Annotated in this window: 19 protein-coding genes; 10 read left to right on the forward strand and 9 right to left on the reverse strand. The window is 47.6% G+C overall.

Going from position 1 to position 20567, the window contains the following annotated elements:
• Window positions 1-11 precede the first annotated feature (11 nt).
• A complete protein-coding gene (locus J0L70_RS03715) occupies window positions 12-221 on the forward strand; it encodes a hypothetical protein (RefSeq protein WP_287453153.1) in 210 nt (69 codons plus the stop codon).
• On the opposite strand, the gene J0L70_RS03720 is transcribed toward J0L70_RS03715, so the two are convergent.
• From J0L70_RS03720 to pgl, 3 genes are all read right to left on the reverse strand, one after another.
• On the reverse strand, window positions 218-712 hold the full coding sequence (locus tag J0L70_RS03720) for a glutathione peroxidase (RefSeq protein ID WP_017287849.1): 495 nt from the start codon (window positions 710-712) through the stop codon (window positions 218-220). The two genes, J0L70_RS03715 and J0L70_RS03720, sit on opposite strands and share 4 nt — an antisense overlap.
• A 109-nt stretch (window positions 713-821) precedes the next feature.
• A complete protein-coding gene (locus J0L70_RS03725) occupies window positions 822-2138 on the reverse strand; it encodes an ABC transporter substrate-binding protein (protein ID WP_287453154.1) in 1317 nt (438 codons plus the stop codon).
• Window positions 2139-2195: 57 nt separating this feature from the next.
• Complete coding sequence (gene pgl, locus J0L70_RS03730) at window positions 2196-2918, reverse strand: 6-phosphogluconolactonase (protein WP_287453155.1); 723 nt, start codon at window positions 2916-2918, stop codon at window positions 2196-2198.
• A gap of 74 nt (window positions 2919-2992) precedes the next feature.
• Here pgl and J0L70_RS03735 point away from each other — a divergent pair, with 74 nt between their 5' ends.
• The 4 genes from J0L70_RS03735 to J0L70_RS03750 all read left to right on the forward strand — a co-directional run bounded on the left by J0L70_RS03735 (window position 2993) and on the right by J0L70_RS03750 (window position 8502).
• Window positions 2993-3973, forward strand: a complete 981-nt coding sequence (locus J0L70_RS03735; RefSeq protein WP_287453156.1) for an ABC transporter ATP-binding protein — start codon at window positions 2993-2995, stop codon at window positions 3971-3973.
• A complete protein-coding gene (locus tag J0L70_RS03740) occupies window positions 3970-4788 on the forward strand; it encodes an ABC transporter permease (RefSeq protein ID WP_287453158.1) in 819 nt (272 codons plus the stop codon). Before J0L70_RS03735 ends, J0L70_RS03740 begins: the two co-directional genes overlap by 4 nt.
• Window positions 4789-4790: 2 nt before the next feature.
• Window positions 4791-5591: an ABC transporter permease gene (locus J0L70_RS03745; RefSeq protein WP_287453159.1), complete on the forward strand. Its 801-nt coding sequence runs from the start codon at window positions 4791-4793 to the stop codon at window positions 5589-5591.
• Between the two features lie 154 nt (window positions 5592-5745).
• Complete coding sequence (locus tag J0L70_RS03750; RefSeq protein WP_268184416.1) at window positions 5746-8502, forward strand: zinc-dependent metalloprotease; 2757 nt, start codon at window positions 5746-5748, stop codon at window positions 8500-8502.
• Window position 8503: 1 nt separating this feature from the next.
• Here the strand turns inward: J0L70_RS03750 and J0L70_RS03755 are convergent, their stop codons facing one another.
• The 3 genes from J0L70_RS03755 to gatB form a co-directional block, all read right to left on the reverse strand.
• A complete protein-coding gene (locus J0L70_RS03755) occupies window positions 8504-9331 on the reverse strand; it encodes an FkbM family methyltransferase (RefSeq protein WP_287453161.1) in 828 nt (275 codons plus the stop codon).
• 16 nt (window positions 9332-9347) lie between these two features.
• On the reverse strand, window positions 9348-10604 hold the full coding sequence (gene argJ / locus J0L70_RS03760) for a bifunctional ornithine acetyltransferase/N-acetylglutamate synthase (protein WP_287453162.1): 1257 nt from the start codon (window positions 10602-10604) through the stop codon (window positions 9348-9350).
• A 394-nt stretch (window positions 10605-10998) separates the two neighbouring features.
• Window positions 10999-12510, reverse strand: a complete 1512-nt coding sequence (gene gatB / locus J0L70_RS03765; protein ID WP_017287840.1) for an Asp-tRNA(Asn)/Glu-tRNA(Gln) amidotransferase subunit GatB — start codon at window positions 12508-12510, stop codon at window positions 10999-11001.
• A 226-nt stretch (window positions 12511-12736) separates the two neighbouring features.
• On the opposite strand from gatB, the gene J0L70_RS03770 reads away from it, so the two are divergent.
• Window positions 12737-14539 (forward strand): serine/threonine phosphatase, encoded by a 1803-nt coding sequence (locus J0L70_RS03770; protein ID WP_287453163.1) that lies wholly within the window; start codon window positions 12737-12739, stop codon window positions 14537-14539.
• Here the strand turns inward: J0L70_RS03770 and J0L70_RS03775 are convergent.
• The 3 genes from J0L70_RS03775 to cimA form a co-directional block, all read right to left on the reverse strand.
• Window positions 14527-15087, reverse strand: a complete 561-nt coding sequence (locus J0L70_RS03775; RefSeq protein WP_017287838.1) for a uridine kinase family protein — start codon at window positions 15085-15087, stop codon at window positions 14527-14529. The genes J0L70_RS03770 and J0L70_RS03775 overlap by 13 nt on opposite strands.
• A 50-nt stretch (window positions 15088-15137) precedes the next feature.
• Window positions 15138-15356 carry a DUF4327 family protein gene (locus J0L70_RS03780; protein WP_017287837.1) on the reverse strand — a complete coding sequence of 73 codons (219 nt, stop codon included), beginning with the start codon at window positions 15354-15356 and terminating at the stop codon, window positions 15138-15140.
• 447 nt (window positions 15357-15803) lie between these two features.
• The gene (gene cimA / locus J0L70_RS03785) at window positions 15804-17435 is read right to left on the reverse strand and encodes a citramalate synthase (protein WP_287453164.1); all 1632 of its coding nucleotides are present in this window, start codon (window positions 17433-17435) and stop codon (window positions 15804-15806) included.
• A gap of 99 nt (window positions 17436-17534) precedes the next feature.
• Between cimA and J0L70_RS03790 the strand changes: the two genes are divergently transcribed.
• The 4 genes from J0L70_RS03790 (at window position 17535) to J0L70_RS03805 (ending at window position 20462) form a co-directional block, all read left to right on the forward strand.
• On the forward strand, window positions 17535-17864 hold the full coding sequence (locus J0L70_RS03790; RefSeq protein ID WP_287453165.1) for a 2Fe-2S iron-sulfur cluster-binding protein: 330 nt from the start codon (window positions 17535-17537) through the stop codon (window positions 17862-17864).
• Window positions 17865-18154: 290 nt separating this feature from the next.
• Window positions 18155-18520, forward strand: coding sequence for a hypothetical protein (locus J0L70_RS03795; protein WP_017287834.1), 366 nt, complete (start codon window positions 18155-18157; stop codon window positions 18518-18520).
• 3 nt (window positions 18521-18523) lie between these two features.
• Window positions 18524-19564: a glycine oxidase ThiO gene (gene thiO / locus J0L70_RS03800; protein ID WP_287453167.1), complete on the forward strand. Its 1041-nt coding sequence runs from the start codon at window positions 18524-18526 to the stop codon at window positions 19562-19564.
• Window positions 19565-19634: 70 nt separating this feature from the next.
• Window positions 19635-20462 (forward strand): thiazole synthase, encoded by an 828-nt coding sequence (locus tag J0L70_RS03805; RefSeq protein WP_017287832.1) that lies wholly within the window; start codon window positions 19635-19637, stop codon window positions 20460-20462.
• Window positions 20463-20567: the final 105 nt, after the last annotated feature.

The following is a 20567-nucleotide window of genomic DNA, read 5'->3' on the forward strand; positions in this document are numbered from 1 at the left end:
TGCTCGATAGCTTGCCTCTGACGCAGTTAATTGCAACGCATGACTTAGATTTGGCGTTGGAACTGTGTAAGCGCACGATCGTTTTGAGTAAAGGGCGAGTCGTTTATGATGGTCCGACTGAGAAGGTCATGAGCGATCCTGATTTACTCGCTGAACACGCTCTGGAGCCACCGTTAAGCTACAGTCGCCCTTACTGTCAGTTAGAACGCGATCCAGCTTAGAGCAGCGCTTGAATATCTTTTTCGATTTCTTCTGGTTTGGTTGTAGACGGATAACGCTTGACGACCTTACCAGAGCGATCGACTAAGAATTTTGTGAAGTTCCACTTGATTCCTTCAGTTCCAAAAATGCCCGGTGCAGATTTGGTCAAATACTTGAACAGGGGGTGAGCATTGCTGCCATTGACATCGACTTTTTCAAACAATGGGAATGTTACCCCAAAGCGAGTTTCACAGAAGGATTGAATCTCACTCGCGGTTCCGGGTTCTTGTTGCCCGAATTGATTACAGGGAAATCCTAAAACTGCAAATCCTTGATTCTCAAACTTATTATAAATCGATTGTAAGCCTTGATACTGGGGTGTAAATCCACATTGACTTGCAGTATTCACGATCAGCAATACTTTATCTTTGAACGTGCTGAGTGAAACAGGCTGACCTTCTAAGCTATTCGCTGAGAAATCATAAATTGAAGAAGATGCTTGAGCAGTCATAATTTCAAGGTTCAGAACGACACTGCTCTGATCTTACAGGGAGATGGGGAGATAGGGAGATGGGGAAATACACACTCTACTCCCCACTCCCCACTCCCCACTCTTGACACTACGGTTTCACTTTCCCGATCGTTGCCAATTTACCATCATCCTTGACTGTCCAAACATCGTAAGAGCCAACCACATCGCCTGCTGCATCGATATCGACATCACCACTTGCACCCTGGTAATTGATATCTTTGCCCTCTTTCAGCAATGCCAGACCTTTACAAACGTCAGTCACTTCTTCTCCAGGGGTATTCGTGACTTCGCGGAGTTTATCTTTCATCGCTTCACCGCTATTCGACTTCGCTGCCTGTGCCGCTAAAGCTAGAATCGCTGCTGCATCCCAAGCATGAGCCGCATACGCAACTAACGGGCGCTTCTGCTTCTCTTCCCACAACTTAGTAAACGCATCTAAACTCTTGCCACTCGCGCCTGGAACCGTTCCTAACGCACCAGTCAAAATCGATTTTCCGTCTTGCCCTTTGCCAACTTTATCCACAAAATCTTGAGAATAAACGCCATCCGTCAAGAGAAACTGCGATCGTTTGCCCTGCTCATATGCCGATTTGACAATCAAGCTTCCTGTATCCGCATAGAGAACAGCGGCAACAGCTTTCGGATTCCCGGCAAAGGCAGCAGCAGCTTCGGTTTCAACCGTTGTTGCTTTCGGATCATAGCGAGTGGGTCTTGCTTTGTTCAGCACTTTGCCGCCTTGCGATTCAAACGCTTTAACAAACTCCTGTTCAAAGCCAACGCCATAATCATTATTAATCACGATCGTGCCTGCTGTATCCAAGTTGCGCTCGGTTGCCAGTCTGGCTAATGCCTGAGCTTGATAGGTATCAGGGGGAGCCGTTCTTGCCCAGTAGCCTTGATATTTACCTTCTTTGGCAGCTTGGGTAAAGACAGGGCTAGTACTTCCTGGTGAAATCAAGACGACTTTATTACGAACCGCGATCGGTAAAGCGGCAGTCGAAACACTACTGGCAAACGAACCGACAACGCCTGCAACTCTCTCTTTCTCAGCAAGGCGGGTCATCCCTTCTGCACCTGCGGCGGGATCAGTTTGATCATCGACACTCACGAGCGTCATCGGCTCACCATTCACACCCCCACAGGCATTGACCGTATCAACCAGCATCGGCACTGAAGCGACCATTTGCTGTCCGACAGACGCAAGATCCCCCGTTGAAGGTAGGAGTGAACCAATCTTGAGACCTTTAGCAGGGGTAGAATTTCCAGACGTTGCTCCTTGACCTTGAGATGTGGGCGGGGCGGATTCTTGGCAGGCAGCCGCCAGAATTCCAACCGTGAGAGTGACGGCAGCGAGGGATAAAGCGCGTCCAAGTTTCAGACGGTTTGAGGAAATCAGGTTGCTCATTGATACAATTCAACTCCTAATCGATGAAGCCGATTGTAAACCCAAGTCTTCCAATATTCAGTTTTCTTTACTGAAATTCGTGGATTGATCCAATAACCACCACAATTCTCCTTGAGGCTGAATCAGCCGCGCTGGATAAGTATCCGTATCAGCTTGATCGGCGAAAATCTGAGTGAGTGCGTGGTGTTTGTTTGAACCTGCGACCATGAAAATGACGGTGTGGGCTGCGTTGATCAGCGGCACTGTGAACGTAATGCGAGGATTGCCGTCTTTGTTGCCCACGGTGATGAGGCGATCGCAGACCTGTAACGCCTGAGTATGCGGAAACAGAGAAGCCGTATGAGCATCATCGCCAATACCAAGCAAAATCACATCAAATGCAGGGAATTCTCCCGGTTTTGAGTTGAAGAATTTTTTGACTTCTGCTTCGTGTCGATCGGCTGCGATCGTCGGATCAATCGCATCCATCTGCATCGGATGAATATTTTCCGCCGGAATCGGGACGTGATTGAGCCATGCCAGTCTTGCCATACGTTGATTACTATCCGGATGATCGGCAGGAACATAGCGTTCATCGCCCCAAAAGACGTGCAATTTTTCCCAAGGCAAGTCTTGTTGAGCGAGTTTTTCGTAGAGTGGTTTGGGTGTGCTGCCGCCTGCAAGCGCGATCGTTGCAATATTCCGTTCGGCGATCGCACTTTGTAATTTCTCTAAAACGAGTTCGAGAGCACGATCGACGAGAGCGGGCACATCAGACAGAATTTCGACATGTGGATTCATAGCGGATTTGTAATGCTGCACCCATCAGAATACGAGAGGATTTATGATTTCTCTGCTGTCTTTAGCTGGACTTTATGTCTCATATCGTTGTCAAAGACCTCAGCAAGACTTTTTACTTATCCGAACGAACGTCTGGACTCTGGGGATCAGTGCGGGGATTGTTCGATCGAAAAACGAAAGCAGTTCAAGCCTTAAAAGGTATTTCGTTCTCGGTTGAGCCAGGAGAACTCGTGGGATACATCGGTCCAAATGGCGCAGGCAAATCGACCACGATTAAGATTTTGAGCGGCATTCTCGTGCCTTCAGGTGGCACTTGTTTGATTGGAGGACGGACTCCTTGGAAAGATCGTATTCAGCATGTGGGGCGGATTGGCGTTGTCTTTGGTCAGCGCACTCAGCTTTGGTGGGATTTGCCCGTGATCGAATCGTTTGAACTGCTGCGAGATATTTATCGAGTGCCTGAATCGGTTTATCGATCGACTTGCGCGGAAATGATCGAACTCTTGAACTTAGAAAACCTGCTGAATACTCCCGTGCGGCAATTGAGTTTAGGGCAAAGAATGCGCTGTGATTTTGCGGCGGCAATGCTGCATCGACCGGACATTCTCTTTCTCGATGAACCGACGATCGGACTCGATGCAGTTTCAAAACTATCAGTGCGGAAATTCATCAAATCCTTGAACCAAGCGCATCAAGTGACGACCATTCTCACAACCCATGACATGGATGATATTGAGGCACTCTGCGATCGCGTCATCATCATCGGCAATGGTGAGATTCTCTGTGATGGGTCGCTGGCAAAACTGCGATCGCAAGTTTCATCACGTCGCTATCTCAAGATTGACCTCAAAACCGATCAGTTTCAATTTGAAGCTTCAGGAGTCAGTGTTTTAAATCAAGAAGGTCATACGATCACACTCGCTTTTGATCCGTTGCAAATCTCTGCTGCGACTTTGATTCAGAAAATCACAGAGCGCTATGAGGTTGAGGATTTGTTTGTTGAGAACCCACCGATCGAGGAAATTGTCGCTGAACTGTATAGAGGTGCAAGATGAATGCTTATCGATCGCTCTTTGTTGCGCGATTTTCGCTCTTACTACAATATCGCGCCGCAGCTTTGGCAGGAATTGGCACTCAGTTTTTCTGGGGATTGCTGAAAGTCATGGTACTAGAAGCTTTTTTTCAGCAATCGACGACCGCTCAACCGATCACGTTGCAAGAAACATTGGGATATATCTGGCTCGGACAAGCTTTTCTGTTTGCGATCGTGCCTTGGTCGGGCGATCGCGAAATTCAAGAACTGATTCGCTCTGGAGCAGTCGGATATGATTTGCTGCGCCCGACAGATTTATATAACTTCTGGCTAACTCGTGCTTTAGCCATGCGAACCGCTCCGATCGTGCTGCGTGCCTTGCCTTTACTCATCCTGACAATGGTGCTTTTTCCGCAAATTGGACTGACTGAATGGGCATTAGCTCCGCCTCCTTCGGTTGCATCTTTGGGTGCTTTCTTGCTGGCTTTCATGGGAGCAATTCTACTTTCTGCGGCTCTCACCATGCTGCTGACCGTTTCAATGATGTGGACACTTTCTGGAGAGGGACTGAATCAAATGGCTCCAACTTTAGTCACCATCTTGTCGGGCATGATTGTGCCATTGCCCTTGTTTCCAGATTGGTTCAAGCCCATTTTGGCAATTCTGCCCTTTTCTGGTTTGCTCGATAAGCCCTTTCGCCTGTTTACAGGCAATCTACCGCCCGAAGCACTGCTCAATGTTTTGCTTCATCAGACCGTTTGGATTGTTGTGCTCATCGGATTAGGGCGATTTCTCGTCAGTCGAGGCGTGAATCGACTGATTATCCAAGGAGGCTAGAGATGAATGCTTTACAGCTTTACTTACGATATATCTCTGTCTCATTTCAAGCTCAAATGCAGTACAACGTCTCTTTCTTACTGCAACTGATCGGACAATTCGGTGGAACAGCGATCGAGTTCTTTGCTATCTGGACATTGTTCAATCGCTTCAACCAACTTGGAACCTGGACACTGGCTGAAGTTGCGCTGTTCTATGGCACGGTTAACACTGCGTTTGCCTGTGCCGATGCGATCGCGCGAGGTTTTGATCTGTTTGGCAAACTGATTCGAGACGGCGGATTCGATCGCTTATTGCTACGTCCGCGATCGACGGTTTTACAACTTCTCGGAACGGAATTTACCTTAAAGCGAATGGGTCGCTTACTCCAAGGATTAGCGGTGCTAGGTTGGTCGCTCTCTACTTTGCAGATTCCTTTATCTCTGTCTACAGTATGGCTGCTCCTTACCGCTTGGCTCGGCAGTATTGCGCTATTTGTTGGAATTGTGATTGTGCAGGCGACGCTGACCTTTTGGACAATTGAATCGCTCGAAATCATGAATATCCTCACTTACGGCGGAGTCGAAACGGCGCAATATCCGTTTTCGATCTATCGCAAATGGTTCCAGCGATTCTTTACTTTTTTGATTCCGCTCGCTTGTGTCAGCTACTTTCCGCTGCTCGCTGTTTTAAATAAAGCTGCTGAATTTTCAGTCCCGTTGTGGGTGTGTTATGTTTCTCCGATCGCTGGCTTTATTTTCCTAGGGGTCTCACTCAAATTGTGGCGAATTGGCGAGCGGTATTACTGTTCAACTGGAAGTTAATGCTCAGAAGTTCATGCTCAATCCGGGCTAAACCGTGTATCGTAAGTGAGATTAAAAATCTCTTAAATTTTTGATTGATCCCACTCAAGTACGTAAGAGCGGGATAGTATCGATCGAACATCGTCCACGGTTGTCCGAAGAGTAGAGCGCACGAATGAAACGAGCATCAAGGTTCCTGGCTTTTCTGCTGGGGTTAATGTTAGTGATGTTGCCAGCTAGCATTCCCTGGATTGTCCCAAGTATGGGTCAATCCTCCGCTAAACCCGCCCAGAAACCGACTGCTGAGCCAGATCGATCGCAGCTTCGACCGTTTGACGATGTGATCAAAGAAACAAAAACGATCAAAGGATTATTCACGCTCTACCGCAATGAGAAAAACGGGAAACTGTTTGCGGAAATCCTGCCCGATCAGCTAGAGCGCAACTATCTGGCTACGATGACGCTCGAATCGGGCATCGGACAGAGTGGAATTTATAGCGGTTTACCGATCGGAGATTTTCTCTTCACCTTCCGGCGAGTCAACAACAATATTCAATTTGTCGTTCCCAATATTTACTTCCGAGCCGAGCGCGGTCTGCCGATTGAGCGATCGATTCAGCGATCGTTTAGCGACTCTGTGCTACAGTCTTTGCCGATTCGGAGTATCCATGCCGAGCGCAAAAGCTTTTTAGTCGAACTCAATCCATTACTCCTCTCTGATCTGCCTGGATTGTTACCCGTTCTCTCTGCAACATTAGGCGGCTCTTACAGTCCAGAAGCAAGCGCTTCGTACTTTGAAACAGTCAAAGCATTTCCTCAAAATGTGGAAGTCGAATCTGTGTTTGGCTTTACAGGCGGAGATAAAGGTGTTGATGCACCCACTTACATCAACACGTTGCCGGACAGTCGAGCTTTTTCGCTGAGAGTTCGCTATAGCTTGTCTCAACTGCCAGAAAATAACGGCTATCGTCCTCGGCTTGCTGACGATCGCATCGGCTACTTTATTACTGCCTATAAAGATTTCACAAACGACAATTCTAGACGACCTTTTGTTCGCTATATCAATCGCTGGAACTTACAAAAGCAAGATCCAGCCGCTCCTGTGTCGAAACCCAAACAGCCGATCGTATTTTGGATCGAAAACAGCGTGCCATTAGAGTATCGCGATGCAGTTCGAGATGGAGCATTGTTCTGGAATCAAGCCTTTGAGAAAGCTGGATTTAAAGATGCGATCGAAGTAAAACAGATGCCTGATCAAGCCGACTGGGACCCGGCAGATGTCCGATACAACACGATTCGCTGGTTCAATAGTAATGATGCAATCTTTGCCATGGGACCATCGCGCGTCAATCCGCTAACCGGTGAGATTCTCGATGCCGACATCATGGTGTCTGCCGACTTTACTCGGGTCATGAAAGAAGACTATCGAACTTTGGTTGAGCAAAACCAAATGCGAACAGCGCCTTTCGTGTCGCAATTAGTCGGAAATGCTAACCTCTGTAACTATGGTATGGCAGCGCGATCGCTGGCGCAAACAGCCAAAGCACAAGAAAAGAAACCGATTCCTCGCTTGCGATTCGGATCTCATCTCGGCAACTATCAAGACCTATGTTTTGGCGTCGATACTGCTAAACAATTTGCTGTCGGCAATATGTTTTTAGGAATTATGCAAAATGAATTGCCAAGCAGTCCTGAGCGCAAAGCATTTGCTCAAGAATTCATGCGTGAATTGATTGCTCACGAAGTCGGTCATACTCTAGGACTGCGGCACAATTTCCATGCGAGCGCAATGCTTAAACCAGAAGAGTTAAACAATCCCGCAATTACACAGCAGCGCGGGTTAACAGCTTCTGTGATGGACTACGCACCTGTGAATCTTGCGCCCCTCGGCACAAAGCAAGGCGATTACTTTACCCATCGAGTTGGAGCCTATGACGAATGGGCAATCGAATACGGCTACACCCCGATCGATGCAAAAGTTCCCCAAGCCGAAAAGCGCGAACTCGATAAAATCGCTCAACGTGCTCCGACTCCTGAGCTTGCCTATGCAACCGATGAAGACGTGACAACGCTTGATCCAAAAGTCAACGTCTTCGATCTCAGTGGAGATTTACTGACTTATGCGCAGTGGCAGCTAACGAATGCGCGAGAAATGTGGAATCGAGTCAACCAGCGATTTCCAGTCGAAGGAGATAGTTTTAATGAAGTGCGGGTTGCTTTTAATGCCGTACTTGACTACTACTTCCAGTACTCGCTCTTTTTACCAGAATACATTGGTGGACAGTATTTCAACCGATTCAAAGCAGGAGATGCCAAGGGGAGATTACCCTTTGAGCCAGTCTCCGTTGAGCAACAACGCCAAGCTTTAGCTTTGATTAATCAGTATGTTTTTAGTGAAGAGCCTTTCCGATTTTCGCCGGATTTGCTGAATAAGCTAGCACCTTCTCGCTGGGCACATTGGGGCAGTGAGCCAACCTCGAACCTGGACTATCCGATTCATGACAATATTCTGTTTTTGCAGAGCATTGTTTTGTATGACCTGCTGAACTACGATCGCTTAGCTCGTCTCAGAGATTCCGAATTGCGAGTGCAAGCAGGACAACCGACACTGACGATTCCTGACTTGTTTGACAGTCTGCAATCGAGCATTTGGGGAGAAGTGACCAATCCCAAAGATAATCTCAAACTCTCAGGATTGCGGCGGGCACTGCAACGGCAGTACATGAATGCCATGATTTCGATGATTCTGCGCGAAGTTGAGGTTCCTGAAGATGCTCGCACGGTCGCGCGCTATGAATTGAGAAAATTGCAGAAATCGATCGATCGAGCCATGCGGAAAGTCAATGATCGAGACATTTACACCAAAGCTCATTTAGAAGAAGCACAAGATCGAATTGGCAAAGCCTTAGAAGCACAACTGCGATCGCAGTAATCTAACGAATAGCATACAGATTAAAGACCTCTGTATTTTGAAACATGGGTTCTTGCTCGATCGTAATTTTGCTAAAGCCCTGCTGTTTGAGTAACGTAGCAATTTGGTCAACTCGCTGCGCTCGATTGTGAATTTCAACTACAATTTGCTGAATCTTATGCCAATCTTGTAATTCAATTCCCAGGAGCACATCTAATTCGCTACCCTCAACATCAATCTTCAGCAGATCAATCTGTTGAACGTCGTGATCGCGAATGATGTCAGACAGCGATCGCATCTGGCAACGAACCGACTTGACCCGCAATAGCTGATTCAACTTGAAATTGACCAGCAGCGATCGCAAAAAAGATGGAAATCGTCGTAACAGAGTGATATCAGCGGGTTCATCATCCGATGGGTTGGCAAGTGAAGTCGCGATCGTTTGGCGAATCGTCGATCGGGTTTGTTCCCAAGAATCAGAGTAAGCCGTCGAGAGAATGGTTAGATTTGGATAGTAATCAAATACAACCGATTTCGATGCTTGCGCGAGTCCACACTCAAACACCTTCATCCTGTTCTGTGGCAGCAGTTGTGCATTGCGCTTTAAAACTTGAAAGACCTCTGGAATCGGCTCAAATGCATAAATCTGTAAATCGTTTTGACACTGCTCAGCCGCCCAAAGGCTAAATAACCCAATATTTGCCCCAACATCAAACAACATGTCGCTTGGATGTAGCTCAATCCCATTCCGAACGTATTGTTGAACCTGTCCATAAACAACAGGCACTTCCTGTTTCCGCAAGTAGTAAACTCGCTTGCCATTCGGAAGTGCCATTGTTGGAATGCCCATTTGCGGAACCCTTTGATCAGGTTGTATACTCCGCGTTGATTTTTACATAGTCATAACTCAGGTCACAACCCCAAGCCTTTCCACTGCCTGAACCATTGCCAATCTTGACTCCAATCACCACAGGCTGATCCAAAACTTGGCGATCGCCGTCTAAATTCTTCGCCGCCTGTTGCTTCAAATATTCATTTGCCGCAACGCGATCGAACGATTGGGGCTGACCATCTTTTAATAACACAAACTCACCAAGCGTAATCTGCAACTCTTCTTGATCAAAAATCACATCTGCTCGTCCTGCTGCTCCCGCAATTCTGCCCCAATTCGGATCGCGTCCAAAAATCGCAGATTTTACTAGCGAAGATCCCGCGATCGTTCTGGCAACTTTCCGAGCCGATTCATCATCACTTGCACCCGACACCTGAACTTGAATCAAACAAGTCGCGCCTTCTCCGTCTCTCGCGATCGCTTTTGCCAAATGAATACAGACTTCTGTCAGCATCGCTTCTAATTTATCCGCTTCAGCTCCCGCTTCCGTAATCGCAGGCGTTCTCGACTGACCATTCGCTAAAGCAATCAAACTATCATTCGTACTAGTATCACCATCCACAGTAATTTGATTAAAACTGCGATCGGCAGCTCGACTTAACATTTGCTGCCACAGATGAGAAGACACGGCTGCATCACAAGTGACGAATGCTAACATCGTTGCCATATTCGGGTGAATCATTCCCGATCCCTTAGCAATTCCACCAATCCGAACAGGGCGATCGCCGATCGTGGTTTCTAAAGCAATCGATTTCGTGACTAAATCTGTGGTCACGATCGATTTTGCAGCCGCATCACTTCCGGTTTCACTCAGACTCGCAACCAGATTCGGAATGCCGGATTTCAGCGCATCCATTTTAATGCGTTGACCGATCACGCCTGTTGATGCGAGCAACACCATATCCGAGGAAATATTTAAAGCTTGCGCGACTGCTTGAGCGCTTTCGAGCGCATCGATCATGCCTTGTGCGCCTGTTGCAGCATTCGCCTGTCCTGCATTACAAAGAATCGCGCGAGTGGTGGATTTAGTTTGAAGACGTTCTCGACAGTAATCGACGCAAGCGGCGCGGACTTGACTTGTAGTGAAAACTCCAGCCGCGATCGCGTCTACCTCTGAGACGATGAGAGTGAGATCGGGTAAGCCGGAGGGTTTGAGTCCTGCAGTAATTCCTGCTGCCTTGTAGCCTTTAGGTGCTGTAATACCGCCTGAGATTTGCTGCCAGTCTGCCATGAAGTGTAGCCCTCTCTCTAATTCCTGAACCGCGATTATATCGGGAGTTATGATGGAAGGCTAGTGTTTTGGCGAGGAAATCAGACGCTTCTCTCAGGTTCCATTTTCTGATTTCCTTTGCAAGCCAACTCGGAATTCGGCTTTAAAAAGAAAAAAGGAGGGTCGCGGTTGGCGAGTCCCCCCTGTCATCAGGGTGCATCTACTTATCACAGTATGCCATTAATGGGGTGAGGGGTAAAACCCCTCTCAGCGGATCTTCGTAAAAAATACATGGATCTTTCGATAAGGCTTCACAAAAATCAGTGTTTTTGCGGTGAAGCAAGCACAATGATGCGTTTGATGTGTCTACTGAGTACAAATCGCACTTAGAGCCTGATCAAATTGCGACTTCACCTTAGCCTTGATTCAGCTTCTTTGCCAAGAGTTGATTGGTCAGTTTTGGATCTGCCCGTCCTCCGGTTTCCTTCATCACCTTACCCACAAAGAATCCTAAAAGCTTCGTCTTCCCGGCGCGATACTGTTCTAGCTCATTCGGATTCGCTGCCAGAACGGCATCGATCGCTGCTTCGATCGCGCCCGTATCTGAAATTTGAATCAGTCCTTTCTTCTCGATCAGTTCCTTTGCCGAGCCACCTGTGGTCAGTAATTCTGGCAAGACATCTTTCCCAATTTTGTTACTGATCGTGCCGTCTTCAATCAGGGCAATCAATTCCGCCAAGGTTTCAGGCTGCAATGCCAATTGAGAAATACTCAGTCGCTCCTGATTTAGATAAGCACTGATATCTCCCATAATCCAATTAGCTGCCAGTTTGGGATTTGCTTTCGCTGCGATCGCTGCTTCAAAATAGTCCGCGATCGCTTTGTCCTCGGTCAAGATTCTCGCATCGTAAGCGGATAGCCCTAACTCATCTTCATAGCGATGCCGTTTCTGATTCGGCAATTCCGGCAGTTGAGATTTCCACTCTGCTAATTGCGTCGGAGCAACCTCGATCGGACCTAAATCAGGTTCCGGGAAATAGCGATAATCGCTGGATCCTTCTTTGATCCGCATACTAATCGTGCGTTGTGCGCCTTCTTCCCACAATCGAGTTTCTTGAACAATCTTTTCACCGTTCTCGATCGCAGCAATTTGCCGTTCAATTTCGTAATCGATCGCTTTTTGAATGGCGCTAAACGAGTTCATATTCTTGATCTCGACTTTCACACCGAATTCTTCTTGCCCAATCGGACGGACGGACACATTCACATCACAGCGCAGTGAGCCTTCCTGCATGTTGCCATCGCTGACTCCGAGATAGCGCATGATCCGGCGAATTTCTTGCGCATATTCAGCCGCTTCTAATCCGGTACGCAGATCGGGTTCCGAGACAATCTCACACAAAGGCACACCCGCGCGGTTGTAATCAACCAGAGAATAGGTCGATCCCGCCAGTCGATCGCTGCCTCCATGCACCAGTTTGCCTGCATCTTCTTCCATGTGCAGTCGCGTGATCCCGATGCGTTTCGTCTTCGCTTTGCCGTTTTCATCCAACAGCGGTTTGCCTTTGTTGTCAGTCAGTTCGATTTCGATCCAGCCATGTTCTGCGATCGGCAAATCGTATTGTGAGATTTGGTAATTTTTCGGTAGGTCAGGATAAAAATACTGTTTACGATCAAACTTACTGTAGGGTGCAATTTGGCAATTTAACGCTAGCCCAGCCTTAACTGCATATTCCAGCACTTTCTGATTCAAAACGGGCAATACCCCTGGCATTCCCATGCACACAGGATCGATATTGACGTTCGGATCAGTGGTGAACTTGGTTGAGCTATCGGAAAAAATCTTGGTCTCAGTGTTTAACTGGCAATGAGTTTCAAGACCGATAATCGCTTCATACTGAGTTTTAGCGGGAGCAGCAGTAGTCATGGCAAATCATACGCCTGTAAAAAGGTTTATTCATTTTAAATGATGAAGGTTGATTTAGAAGAGGTAGGGAGTAGGGAGTGGGGAGTAGGAAAAAGAATTTATCCCCTACTTCCCCACTCCCACTCCCCCCACCCGAACCGAGACAACGTAGGCTAAAATTGCTACACCCTGAAAAAGACTGAGTAAGATTGAGAAAACTTCCCGATCGGGAACCGAGGAATTTGGAATGCTGGTTTGCCCTCAATGCCAATTTGAGAACCCAGAAGAGCATAACTTTTGTCAGGCGTGCGGAACTTCATTAGTTGAAAAACCCTGCCCCAATTGTGATGCACTGGTCGATTGGAGTACTTATGAATGCCCAAAATGCGGCGCGATTACGGGAACCGTGCGATCGCTAGCAGTCATTCCTCCAGGAGGGACTTGGCAACTTGAGTCACGCTATCAAATTCTCGACGCGACCCAATCGCTGATTCAAGTTCTCGATCGCGAACCGCTCAAACCTGCGATGATTGATGTCCCGCCAACGAGTGCCATACCTTATCTCGAATTAGAACCCTACTTACATCAAATTCTGCCCTTGCTTTACAACGCCTGGCATGAGGAAGAGCGAGACTTTCTGGTGTTAGAAGCGCGATCTCAGTTCACTCAACTCGCTACCTTTCTCAAGCACAATAAGCAAATTCCGATGCTGCAAATTCTGCATTGGTTTTATGAAATGGTGGATCTCTGGGAAGTTCTCGAACCCCATCACCTGACTCAGAGCTTGCTGAGTTTGCCCAATCTTCGACTCGATGAAGATCACCTGCTGTGTCTCGAACAACTGCTACCCAACAGCGCAACTGCGCCGACCCTGCGAAACTTGGGTACAATCTGGCAAACACTGCTTGCTCAATTGACTCAGACTCAATCTGCGTCTTTGCATCTCCTGATTGCTGATCTCTGTACCGAATCTGTTTCCACACCTGACCAATTAAGATCACGGCTAAAAGCGATCGCCCAAGAAACCCAAGCTGATTTAATTGACTCTGAGATTGAGATCATGTCTGACCCACAAGTGCCCGATTTTCCCCAAGCTCCGATTCCCAACTCCGAAGTTCCACCTGAAGAGATCGTCACGGTATTTGCCGATTCGGAGCCAGATTCAGAAGGCGATGATATGCCCACGATCGTGCTGCCGATGCTATTGTTTAGCCTTGACGATGCAGGTCGAACCGATATTGGACGGCAGCGAACTCACAACGAGGATTGCTTCGGGATCGATGCAATCATTGATAAGGTACAGTCTCCTACAGGCAGATTAGTGAAAGCACGTGGGCTGTACATCCTGTGCGATGGCATGGGCGGACATGCCAGTGGAGAAGTGGCAAGCCAAATGGCACTGGATTCTCTCAGAGCATTCTTCCGGCAATATTGGCGCGAGATTGATGCAGGCAAAATTCCTGCCAAGTTGCCTGCGGCAGATGTCATTCGGGATGCGATTCAGCAGGCGAATAAGGCGATTTATAACGTCAATCAGGAAGGACTAAAATCAGGCAGTGGCAGAATGGGGACGACTCTAGTCATGCTGCTGGTTCAAGATACGGAAGCCGCAGTCGCGCATGTCGGAGATAGCCGCATGTATCGCTATACCCGCAAGCTCGGTTTGCAACAAGTGACGCTCGATCATGAAGTGGGACAACGCGAAATTCTACGAGGCGTTGAGCCTGAAATCGCATACGGTCGCCCAGATGCCTACCAACTGACTCAGGCATTAGGACCACGGGACGAGTATTTTGTGAATCCAGATGTGCAGTTCTTTGAAATTAACGAAGATATGGTGCTCATTCTGGCATCGGATGGCTTAACTGATAATGATCTGCTGGAAACGTATTGGCAAAGTCATATTGACCCAATGTTGAGTTCGCAGACCAATCTGGATCAGAGTGTCGCGAATTTGATTGAGTTGGCAAATCAATACAATGGGCACGACAATATTACCGCGATCGCAGTTCGAGCTAAGGTTCGCCCCAATTTGGATCAGTTGCGGTAGAGATAATCTGCTTTTAAGTCAGGACGATATTTCTCGAAATAAGCACGATCGTTGGGTGTCCAACAATTGATCCAAATTTCGGATTCATCAATGTTGTATTCTGTCTTTCCCCGGTTTAGACCGCGAGCCTGAGCGAGTTCCAAGGGACAATCAACCCAGATTGTGAACCCATAATAGGAGCATAAATCTGGATGGAGTACGCTGATGCCTTCAATGATCAAATAATTTGAGGCAGGAAGCTGTTTTAAGTTTCCTAACTTGCCTTGTTCCCAATCGAAGACTTGATAGGTAATGGGCTGATTTTGATGGGCTGGAATAATGACTTGCTGTCTGAGTCGATCTCGATCGAACACAATCCAATCTTCGGATAGAACATTGCAATCGGGAAGCCAGAATTCGTCGATCGAAACAGTCTCAACGCTTTCTAATTGTTGAGCGAGTTCTCTAGCAAGCGTACTTTTTCCAGAGCCGCCAAAGCCAGAGATGCCAATTAGAAAAGGTGGAGACTGAAACCGCGATCGAATTTGATCTGCAATCTGCAAAATCATATCTATAGCAAAACGGGCGAAACTCAAATGGATCGCCCGTTTCAAAAAAATTAGTCTTCTTCCCAACTCTCAACCGCTAATAGTTCACTGACCGGATCTTTCATTGAAAACTCGAATGCTTCTAATTCTTGTTTCCAAAAGCTCCAATCATCCCCATAAAGCAGTGCGATTTTCCAAAGACTATCATTTGGCTTCAGCAGCTTCGAGTCCACTAATTTTTGAACTTGACGCTGCAACTTCTCCATCGGATGAGCAACCTGTAGGTTCATACCTTTGATTTACCAAAATTCAATTGAGTTGTACAAATGTTGCATACGGGCTACAGCCAGAAGACATATCACTGAGGAGGTGTCTGTTTCTTACGGCGCATTGCCATTCCAGCTACTAATATTAGCTTACTTTTTTGAGTTTTTGACAAGTCGTTTCAACAATTCGCTTTCGGATTGCCGTACATACACCGGGAAGCATTGAAATTTATTGTTTCTTGATTTCCCGATCCGTAAATCTACCCTGAATCTATTTCTAGATTAAGATGCGCCCCGTATTTTCTAAGCAGTTGTACTGCTTATGAAACCAGAATTGGATGCCCTCCAATTTTAGCAAGATAGTCGATCGTAGGGTGCATCGATCGTGTTGCAATCCCTTGACAGGGATATGTCTATGCAAGTTCTAAAGCCTCGCATCTAGACCCTGCGGATGAAATCCGCCAAAGCAAACTATGCAAGAAGTCTACTAGACAATGGTGATTGAGCACGTTGTTGCAACAATAGCCCATACTCTAAACTTTCAACGACAGCTTGATAGGACGCTTCCAGGATATTTCCTGAGACTCCTACCGTTGCCCAACGTTGAACACCGTTACTTGACTCAACGAGCACACGCGTTTTGGCGGAAGTTCCCGCTGCACCATCAAGAATTCTAACTTTGTAGTCTGTGAGGTAAAAGGTTTCAATCTCAGGATAGACCGTGATCAAGGCTTTGCGTAAGGCTGCGTCTAAAGCAGAAACAGGTCCATTCCCTTCTGCGGCTTCCAGAATTTCTTTGCCTGCGATCGCAACTTTCACCGTTGCTAACGATCGCGCGCGTCCACAATAACTATGCGTTGGGGCTGCCTCTGCCATCATGTCGTAATGCACCTGAAATCCTCGAACTTCAAAGGGTGCATTTCTCTCTCCCAAAGCCTGCCGAATCAGCAATTCAAAGCTCGCTTCTGCGGCTTCAAACTGATAGCCATCTTGCTCTAGATGCTTCAACGATTCAAGAATCTCCCGACAGGTGGGATCTTGACGATCGAGATTGAATCCCAAAGATTTTGCTTTTGCCAGGATGTTGCTAATTCCGGCTTGCTCTGAAATCACAATTCGCCGACCGTTCCCTACCAGTTCTGGCTGCAAATGCTCGTAAGTAATTGGATTACGCTGCACTGCGCTGACATGCAATCCACCTTTGTGGGCAAATGCAGACAATCCGACAAATGCCGCATGATCATCTGGCGCAAGATTTGCGACCTCACTGACAATTCGACTGACTTGGGCAAGCGTCGCGAGTTGCTCAGCCGATAAACAGTCATAGCCTAATTTCAATTGCAAGTTCGGAATTACCGAGCAGAGATTGGCATTGCCGCAGCGTTCACCATAGCCATTGATCGTGCCTTGAACCATTGTTGCGCCAGCATTGACCGCCGCGATCGCATTTGCAACCGCCAAATCACAGTCATTATGCGGATGGATGCCGATTTTCACATCTCCAACTGCATTTCTCACATCTCTCACAATCTGCTCAATCTCATGCGGTAATGTTCCGCCATTGGTATCGCAGAGAGTTATCCATTCTGCTCCTGCTGCGATCGCGCTTTTCAAGGTTGCAAGCGCATACTCTCGATTGTGCTTATAGCCATCAAACCAATGCTCTGCATCATAAATGACTTGGCGATCGTGGCTTCTGAGATACGCGATCGTGTCTTGAATCATCGCGAGATTTTCGTCGAGCGTAGTTTGTAAGCCTTCGGTGACATGCAAATCCCAGGACTTGCCAACAATCGTGATCCACTTTGTTCCGGCTGCTAAAATCGGCTGCAACATTGGATCAGTTGCAGCCGTCTTTCCAGGACGGCGAGTGAAGCAGAACGCAACGATTTCAGCCTGACTCAGCGGTTGCTCTTTGAGGTGCCAGAAGAATTGCACATCTTTGGGATTTGCTCCGGGCCATCCGCCTTCGATAAAAGGAATCCCGAGTCGATCGAGTTCTCGCGCAATGCGGATCTTGTCTTCGACTGAAAATGAAATCCCTTCTCGCTGAGCACCATCGCGCAATGTTGTATCGTAAATCGATAAAGAGATTGGAGTCATACGTTTGACTCTAAAAAAATTAAGACAGCTTCCTATTCTGAAAGACTGAGAAACCTTCCAGAGTGACCATTTGCAAAACTTAATTCAACGAGGTGCGAAATGCCGCAAATTACAGCCCAGGGAAAGACGATTGAATGTGAATCCGGTGCAAATTTACGTCAAGTTTTGCTCAAAAACGGAATTGATCTCTACAATGGCGGTTCTACTGTGATTAACTGTCACGGCATCGGAACTTGCGGAACCTGTTCAGTTGAAATTGAAGGAGAAGTTTCGCCGATGGAATGGCGCGAAAAAACTCGCCTTTCTCTGCCACCCCACAATCCTGAAAAATCTCGTCGTTTAGCCTGTCAAGTTCGCGTGTTAGGTGATATTCGGGTTACAAAACACAGTGGATTTTGGGGACAAGATGACGCGATTCAATGGGAATAATGCCTGCTTCAGCGTTAACGATAAATTGACATCATGATCACTGAATAGCACAGTAGAAGTAACAAAACCCGCCAAGGCTATGCGCATGAGTGCATCCTCAAACTGGCGGGTTTCTCAATATCATGGACTTTTCAAAAGATTAGAAGAGTCGCTGCATTTGGCTAGAGCGATAAAATCATAGAACAGTACAATTATTGGGGCGCAAACCCTAGCGCTATACTTTACACAAAGAGCGTTTTTTGCCCGCGATCGGGCTTTCTAGAAAAGAAACATTACGTCAGGCAAGTGTTATGAATCCGACTGGAAGAATTGTGGGTGGGGGATTGGTCTTAATCGCATTGTTATGGATTTTGCGAATTGCAGGAGCCTTACCTTTTAGCGATCGCTCAATCAATCAAGTGGCAGCACAAGTTCCCCAAGATCGTCCTCCCATCTCAGATCTTGATGCCTCGCGCACCACGATCGCGAACTTCAATCCTCCAACAACAACTCAGCCGTTAAATCCGAATGGAACAACATCGGGGAATGGTTCTTCCACGATTGGAGATTTGGCAAATGCTCCGGGAACGAGTACTGCTAACTCAGGCACTTCGACAGGCAGCACAACCAGACCGAGCGGAGCCACAACACGACCCGCAATTCGAGGAGCTTGGTAATCGATGCAACGTGAGGTGTTGATCATCGGTGGCGGTATTATCGGACTCGCGATCGCGATCGAACTTAAATCTCAAGGCGCGGCAGTGACCATTCTCTGCCGCGATTTTGCTGAAGGGGCAACTCATGCAGCAGCAGGAATGCTCGCGCCTCAAGCAGAAGAACTTCCGCCCAGTCCGATGCTCGATTTTTGTCTAGAGAGTCGGGCGCGCTACCCCGATTGGATTCATAAGCTCGAATCTTTAACCGGAATGAATGCTGGATACTGGGCTTGTGGCATTCTTGCACCCCGGTATCAAGTCAGTGCCCATGATCAATGGCTCGATCGAGCCAGTTTACTCACGCATCAAGCAGACCTCGGTGAAGAAGTCGTTGGAGGCTACTGGTTCCCGCACGACGCGCAAGTGGATAATCGCGCGCTAGCAAAAGTGCTATGGATGGCAGCAAAAGAGCTAGGAGTCGAAATTCAAACCGGAATCAATGTTGAGCGATTTGCATTTGATACCAACATTAATTATCTAGAGACAAATCAGGGAACTTGGAAAGCCGATCATTACGTTCTGGCAACCGGAGCTTGGGCACAAGAACTGCTGCCGATTCCCGTTTTTCCCAGAAAAGGGCAAATGCTTGCAGTGCAAGTTCCCGACCCTGCAAGGCTGCCACTGCAACATGTGTTGTTTGGAGACGCTTACATCGTGCCGCGTCAGAATGGGCGCATTATTATCGGCGCAACTAGCGAGAATGTTGGATTTCAGAGAGGCAATACTGCGATCGGCATTCACACGTTGTTAGCAAAGGCCATACGACTTTACCCCCCGATCCAGAACTTTGCATTGCAAGAGATTTGGTCGGGGTTCCGACCTGCAACACCGGATGAACTGCCGATTTTGGGCGAAAGTCCCTATGCTAATTTGACGCTAGCCACTGGGCATTACCGGAATGGGATTTTACTGGCTCCGATTACGGGTAGTGCGATCGCGCAATTTGTCTTCACGCAAAAGTCTGACTCTCGCCTAGAAGCTTTCCATTATTCGCGGTTTTCATAGATTCTCTAGGTTTGGGAGGGGGCAATTTTCGGCATAATGGATATCCGCAATCCGCGATCGAGGCAGCATTATGCAAACTTTAGAAAAACCCCTAGACAAGAATTTAGAGGACAGTTTAATCATCGCAGGACGCAAATTTCGCTCCCGCTTGATGACTGGAACCGGAAAATATCGCAATTTCGATGAGATGCGTCAAAGTATTGATGCGAGTGGCTGTGAAATTGTCACAGTCGCTGTGCGGCGCGTACAAACGCAGGCTCCTGGACATGAAGGACTCGCGGAAGCGATCGATTGGAACAAGATTTGGATGCTCCCGAATACCGCAGGTTGCCAAACCGCTGAAGATGCGATTCGAGTAGCACGACTAGGACGGGAGATGGCGAAACTGTTGGGACAAGAAGACAATAATTTCGTCAAACTCGAAGTGATTCCTGATGCGAAGTACCTTCTCCCTGATCCCATTGGCACACTAGAAGCGGCTGAACAATTGGTGAAAGAAGGTTTTGCCGTCCTGCCTTACATCAATGCAGATCCACTGCTGGCCAAGCGATTAGAAGAGGTAGGATGCGCAACCGTGATGCCATTGGGGTCTCCAATTGGTTCAGGTCAAGGGATTCGGAATGCGGCAAACATTCAGATCATTATCGAGAATGCCAAGGTTCCGGTCGTAGTAGATGCAGGGATTGGGACTCCCAGTGAGGCAGCGCAAGCGATGGAATTTGGTGCGGACGCATTGTTGATCAATACCGCGATCGCTCAAGCAGCGAATCCGGCAGCAATGGCGCGGGCAATGGGATTAGCTGCTGAAGCCGGTCGTTTGGCATATCAAGCAGGTCGAATTCCGGTCAAGGCGTATGCAAGTGCGAGTTCGCCGTTAACGGGCAGGATCAACGATTAATCAAAGGGTGACTTCGTCACCTGCATTCATTGTGCAAAGTAGGGAGATGCGGGGCAATAACCTTAATTTCAGACCCTCTCCCTATCTCCCATCAGATTGATCGTG

It is taken from the genome of Leptolyngbya sp. UWPOB_LEPTO1, assembly GCF_017302695.1.
In the GTDB taxonomy this organism is placed as follows: Bacteria; Cyanobacteriota; Cyanobacteriia; order Leptolyngbyales; family Leptolyngbyaceae; genus Leptolyngbya; species Leptolyngbya boryana.

Coding starts and splice junctions, on each gene's coding strand:
- pgl (WP_287453155.1), bottom strand. CDS start 2,918: ATGAATCCACATGTCGAAATTCTGTCTGATGTGCCCGCTCTCGTCGAT.
- J0L70_RS03805 (WP_017287832.1), top strand. CDS start 19,635: ATGCAAACTTTAGAAAAACCCCTAGACAAGAATTTAGAGGACAGTTTA.
- J0L70_RS03780 (WP_017287837.1), bottom strand. CDS start 15,356: ATGAACCTACAGGTTGCTCATCCGATGGAGAAGTTGCAGCGTCAAGTT.
- gatB (WP_017287840.1), bottom strand. CDS start 12,510: ATGACTACTGCTGCTCCCGCTAAAACTCAGTATGAAGCGATTATCGGT.
- J0L70_RS03795 (WP_017287834.1), top strand. CDS start 18,155: ATGAATCCGACTGGAAGAATTGTGGGTGGGGGATTGGTCTTAATCGCA.
- J0L70_RS03750 (WP_268184416.1), top strand. CDS start 5,746: ATGAAACGAGCATCAAGGTTCCTGGCTTTTCTGCTGGGGTTAATGTTA.
- thiO (WP_287453167.1), top strand. CDS start 18,524: ATGCAACGTGAGGTGTTGATCATCGGTGGCGGTATTATCGGACTCGCG.
- cimA (WP_287453164.1), bottom strand. CDS start 17,435: ATGACTCCAATCTCTTTATCGATTTACGATACAACATTGCGCGATGGT.
- J0L70_RS03770 (WP_287453163.1), top strand. CDS start 12,737: ATGCTGGTTTGCCCTCAATGCCAATTTGAGAACCCAGAAGAGCATAAC.
- J0L70_RS03745 (WP_287453159.1), top strand. CDS start 4,791: ATGAATGCTTTACAGCTTTACTTACGATATATCTCTGTCTCATTTCAA.
- J0L70_RS03725 (WP_287453154.1), bottom strand. CDS start 2,138: ATGAGCAACCTGATTTCCTCAAACCGTCTGAAACTTGGACGCGCTTTA.
- J0L70_RS03740 (WP_287453158.1), top strand. CDS start 3,970: ATGAATGCTTATCGATCGCTCTTTGTTGCGCGATTTTCGCTCTTACTA.
- J0L70_RS03755 (WP_287453161.1), bottom strand. CDS start 9,331: ATGGGCATTCCAACAATGGCACTTCCGAATGGCAAGCGAGTTTACTAC.
- J0L70_RS03735 (WP_287453156.1), top strand. CDS start 2,993: ATGTCTCATATCGTTGTCAAAGACCTCAGCAAGACTTTTTACTTATCC.
- J0L70_RS03790 (WP_287453165.1), top strand. CDS start 17,535: ATGCCGCAAATTACAGCCCAGGGAAAGACGATTGAATGTGAATCCGGT.
- J0L70_RS03720 (WP_017287849.1), bottom strand. CDS start 712: ATGACTGCTCAAGCATCTTCTTCAATTTATGATTTCTCAGCGAATAGC.
- J0L70_RS03775 (WP_017287838.1), bottom strand. CDS start 15,087: ATGATTTTGCAGATTGCAGATCAAATTCGATCGCGGTTTCAGTCTCCA.
- argJ (WP_287453162.1), bottom strand. CDS start 10,604: ATGGCAGACTGGCAGCAAATCTCAGGCGGTATTACAGCACCTAAAGGC.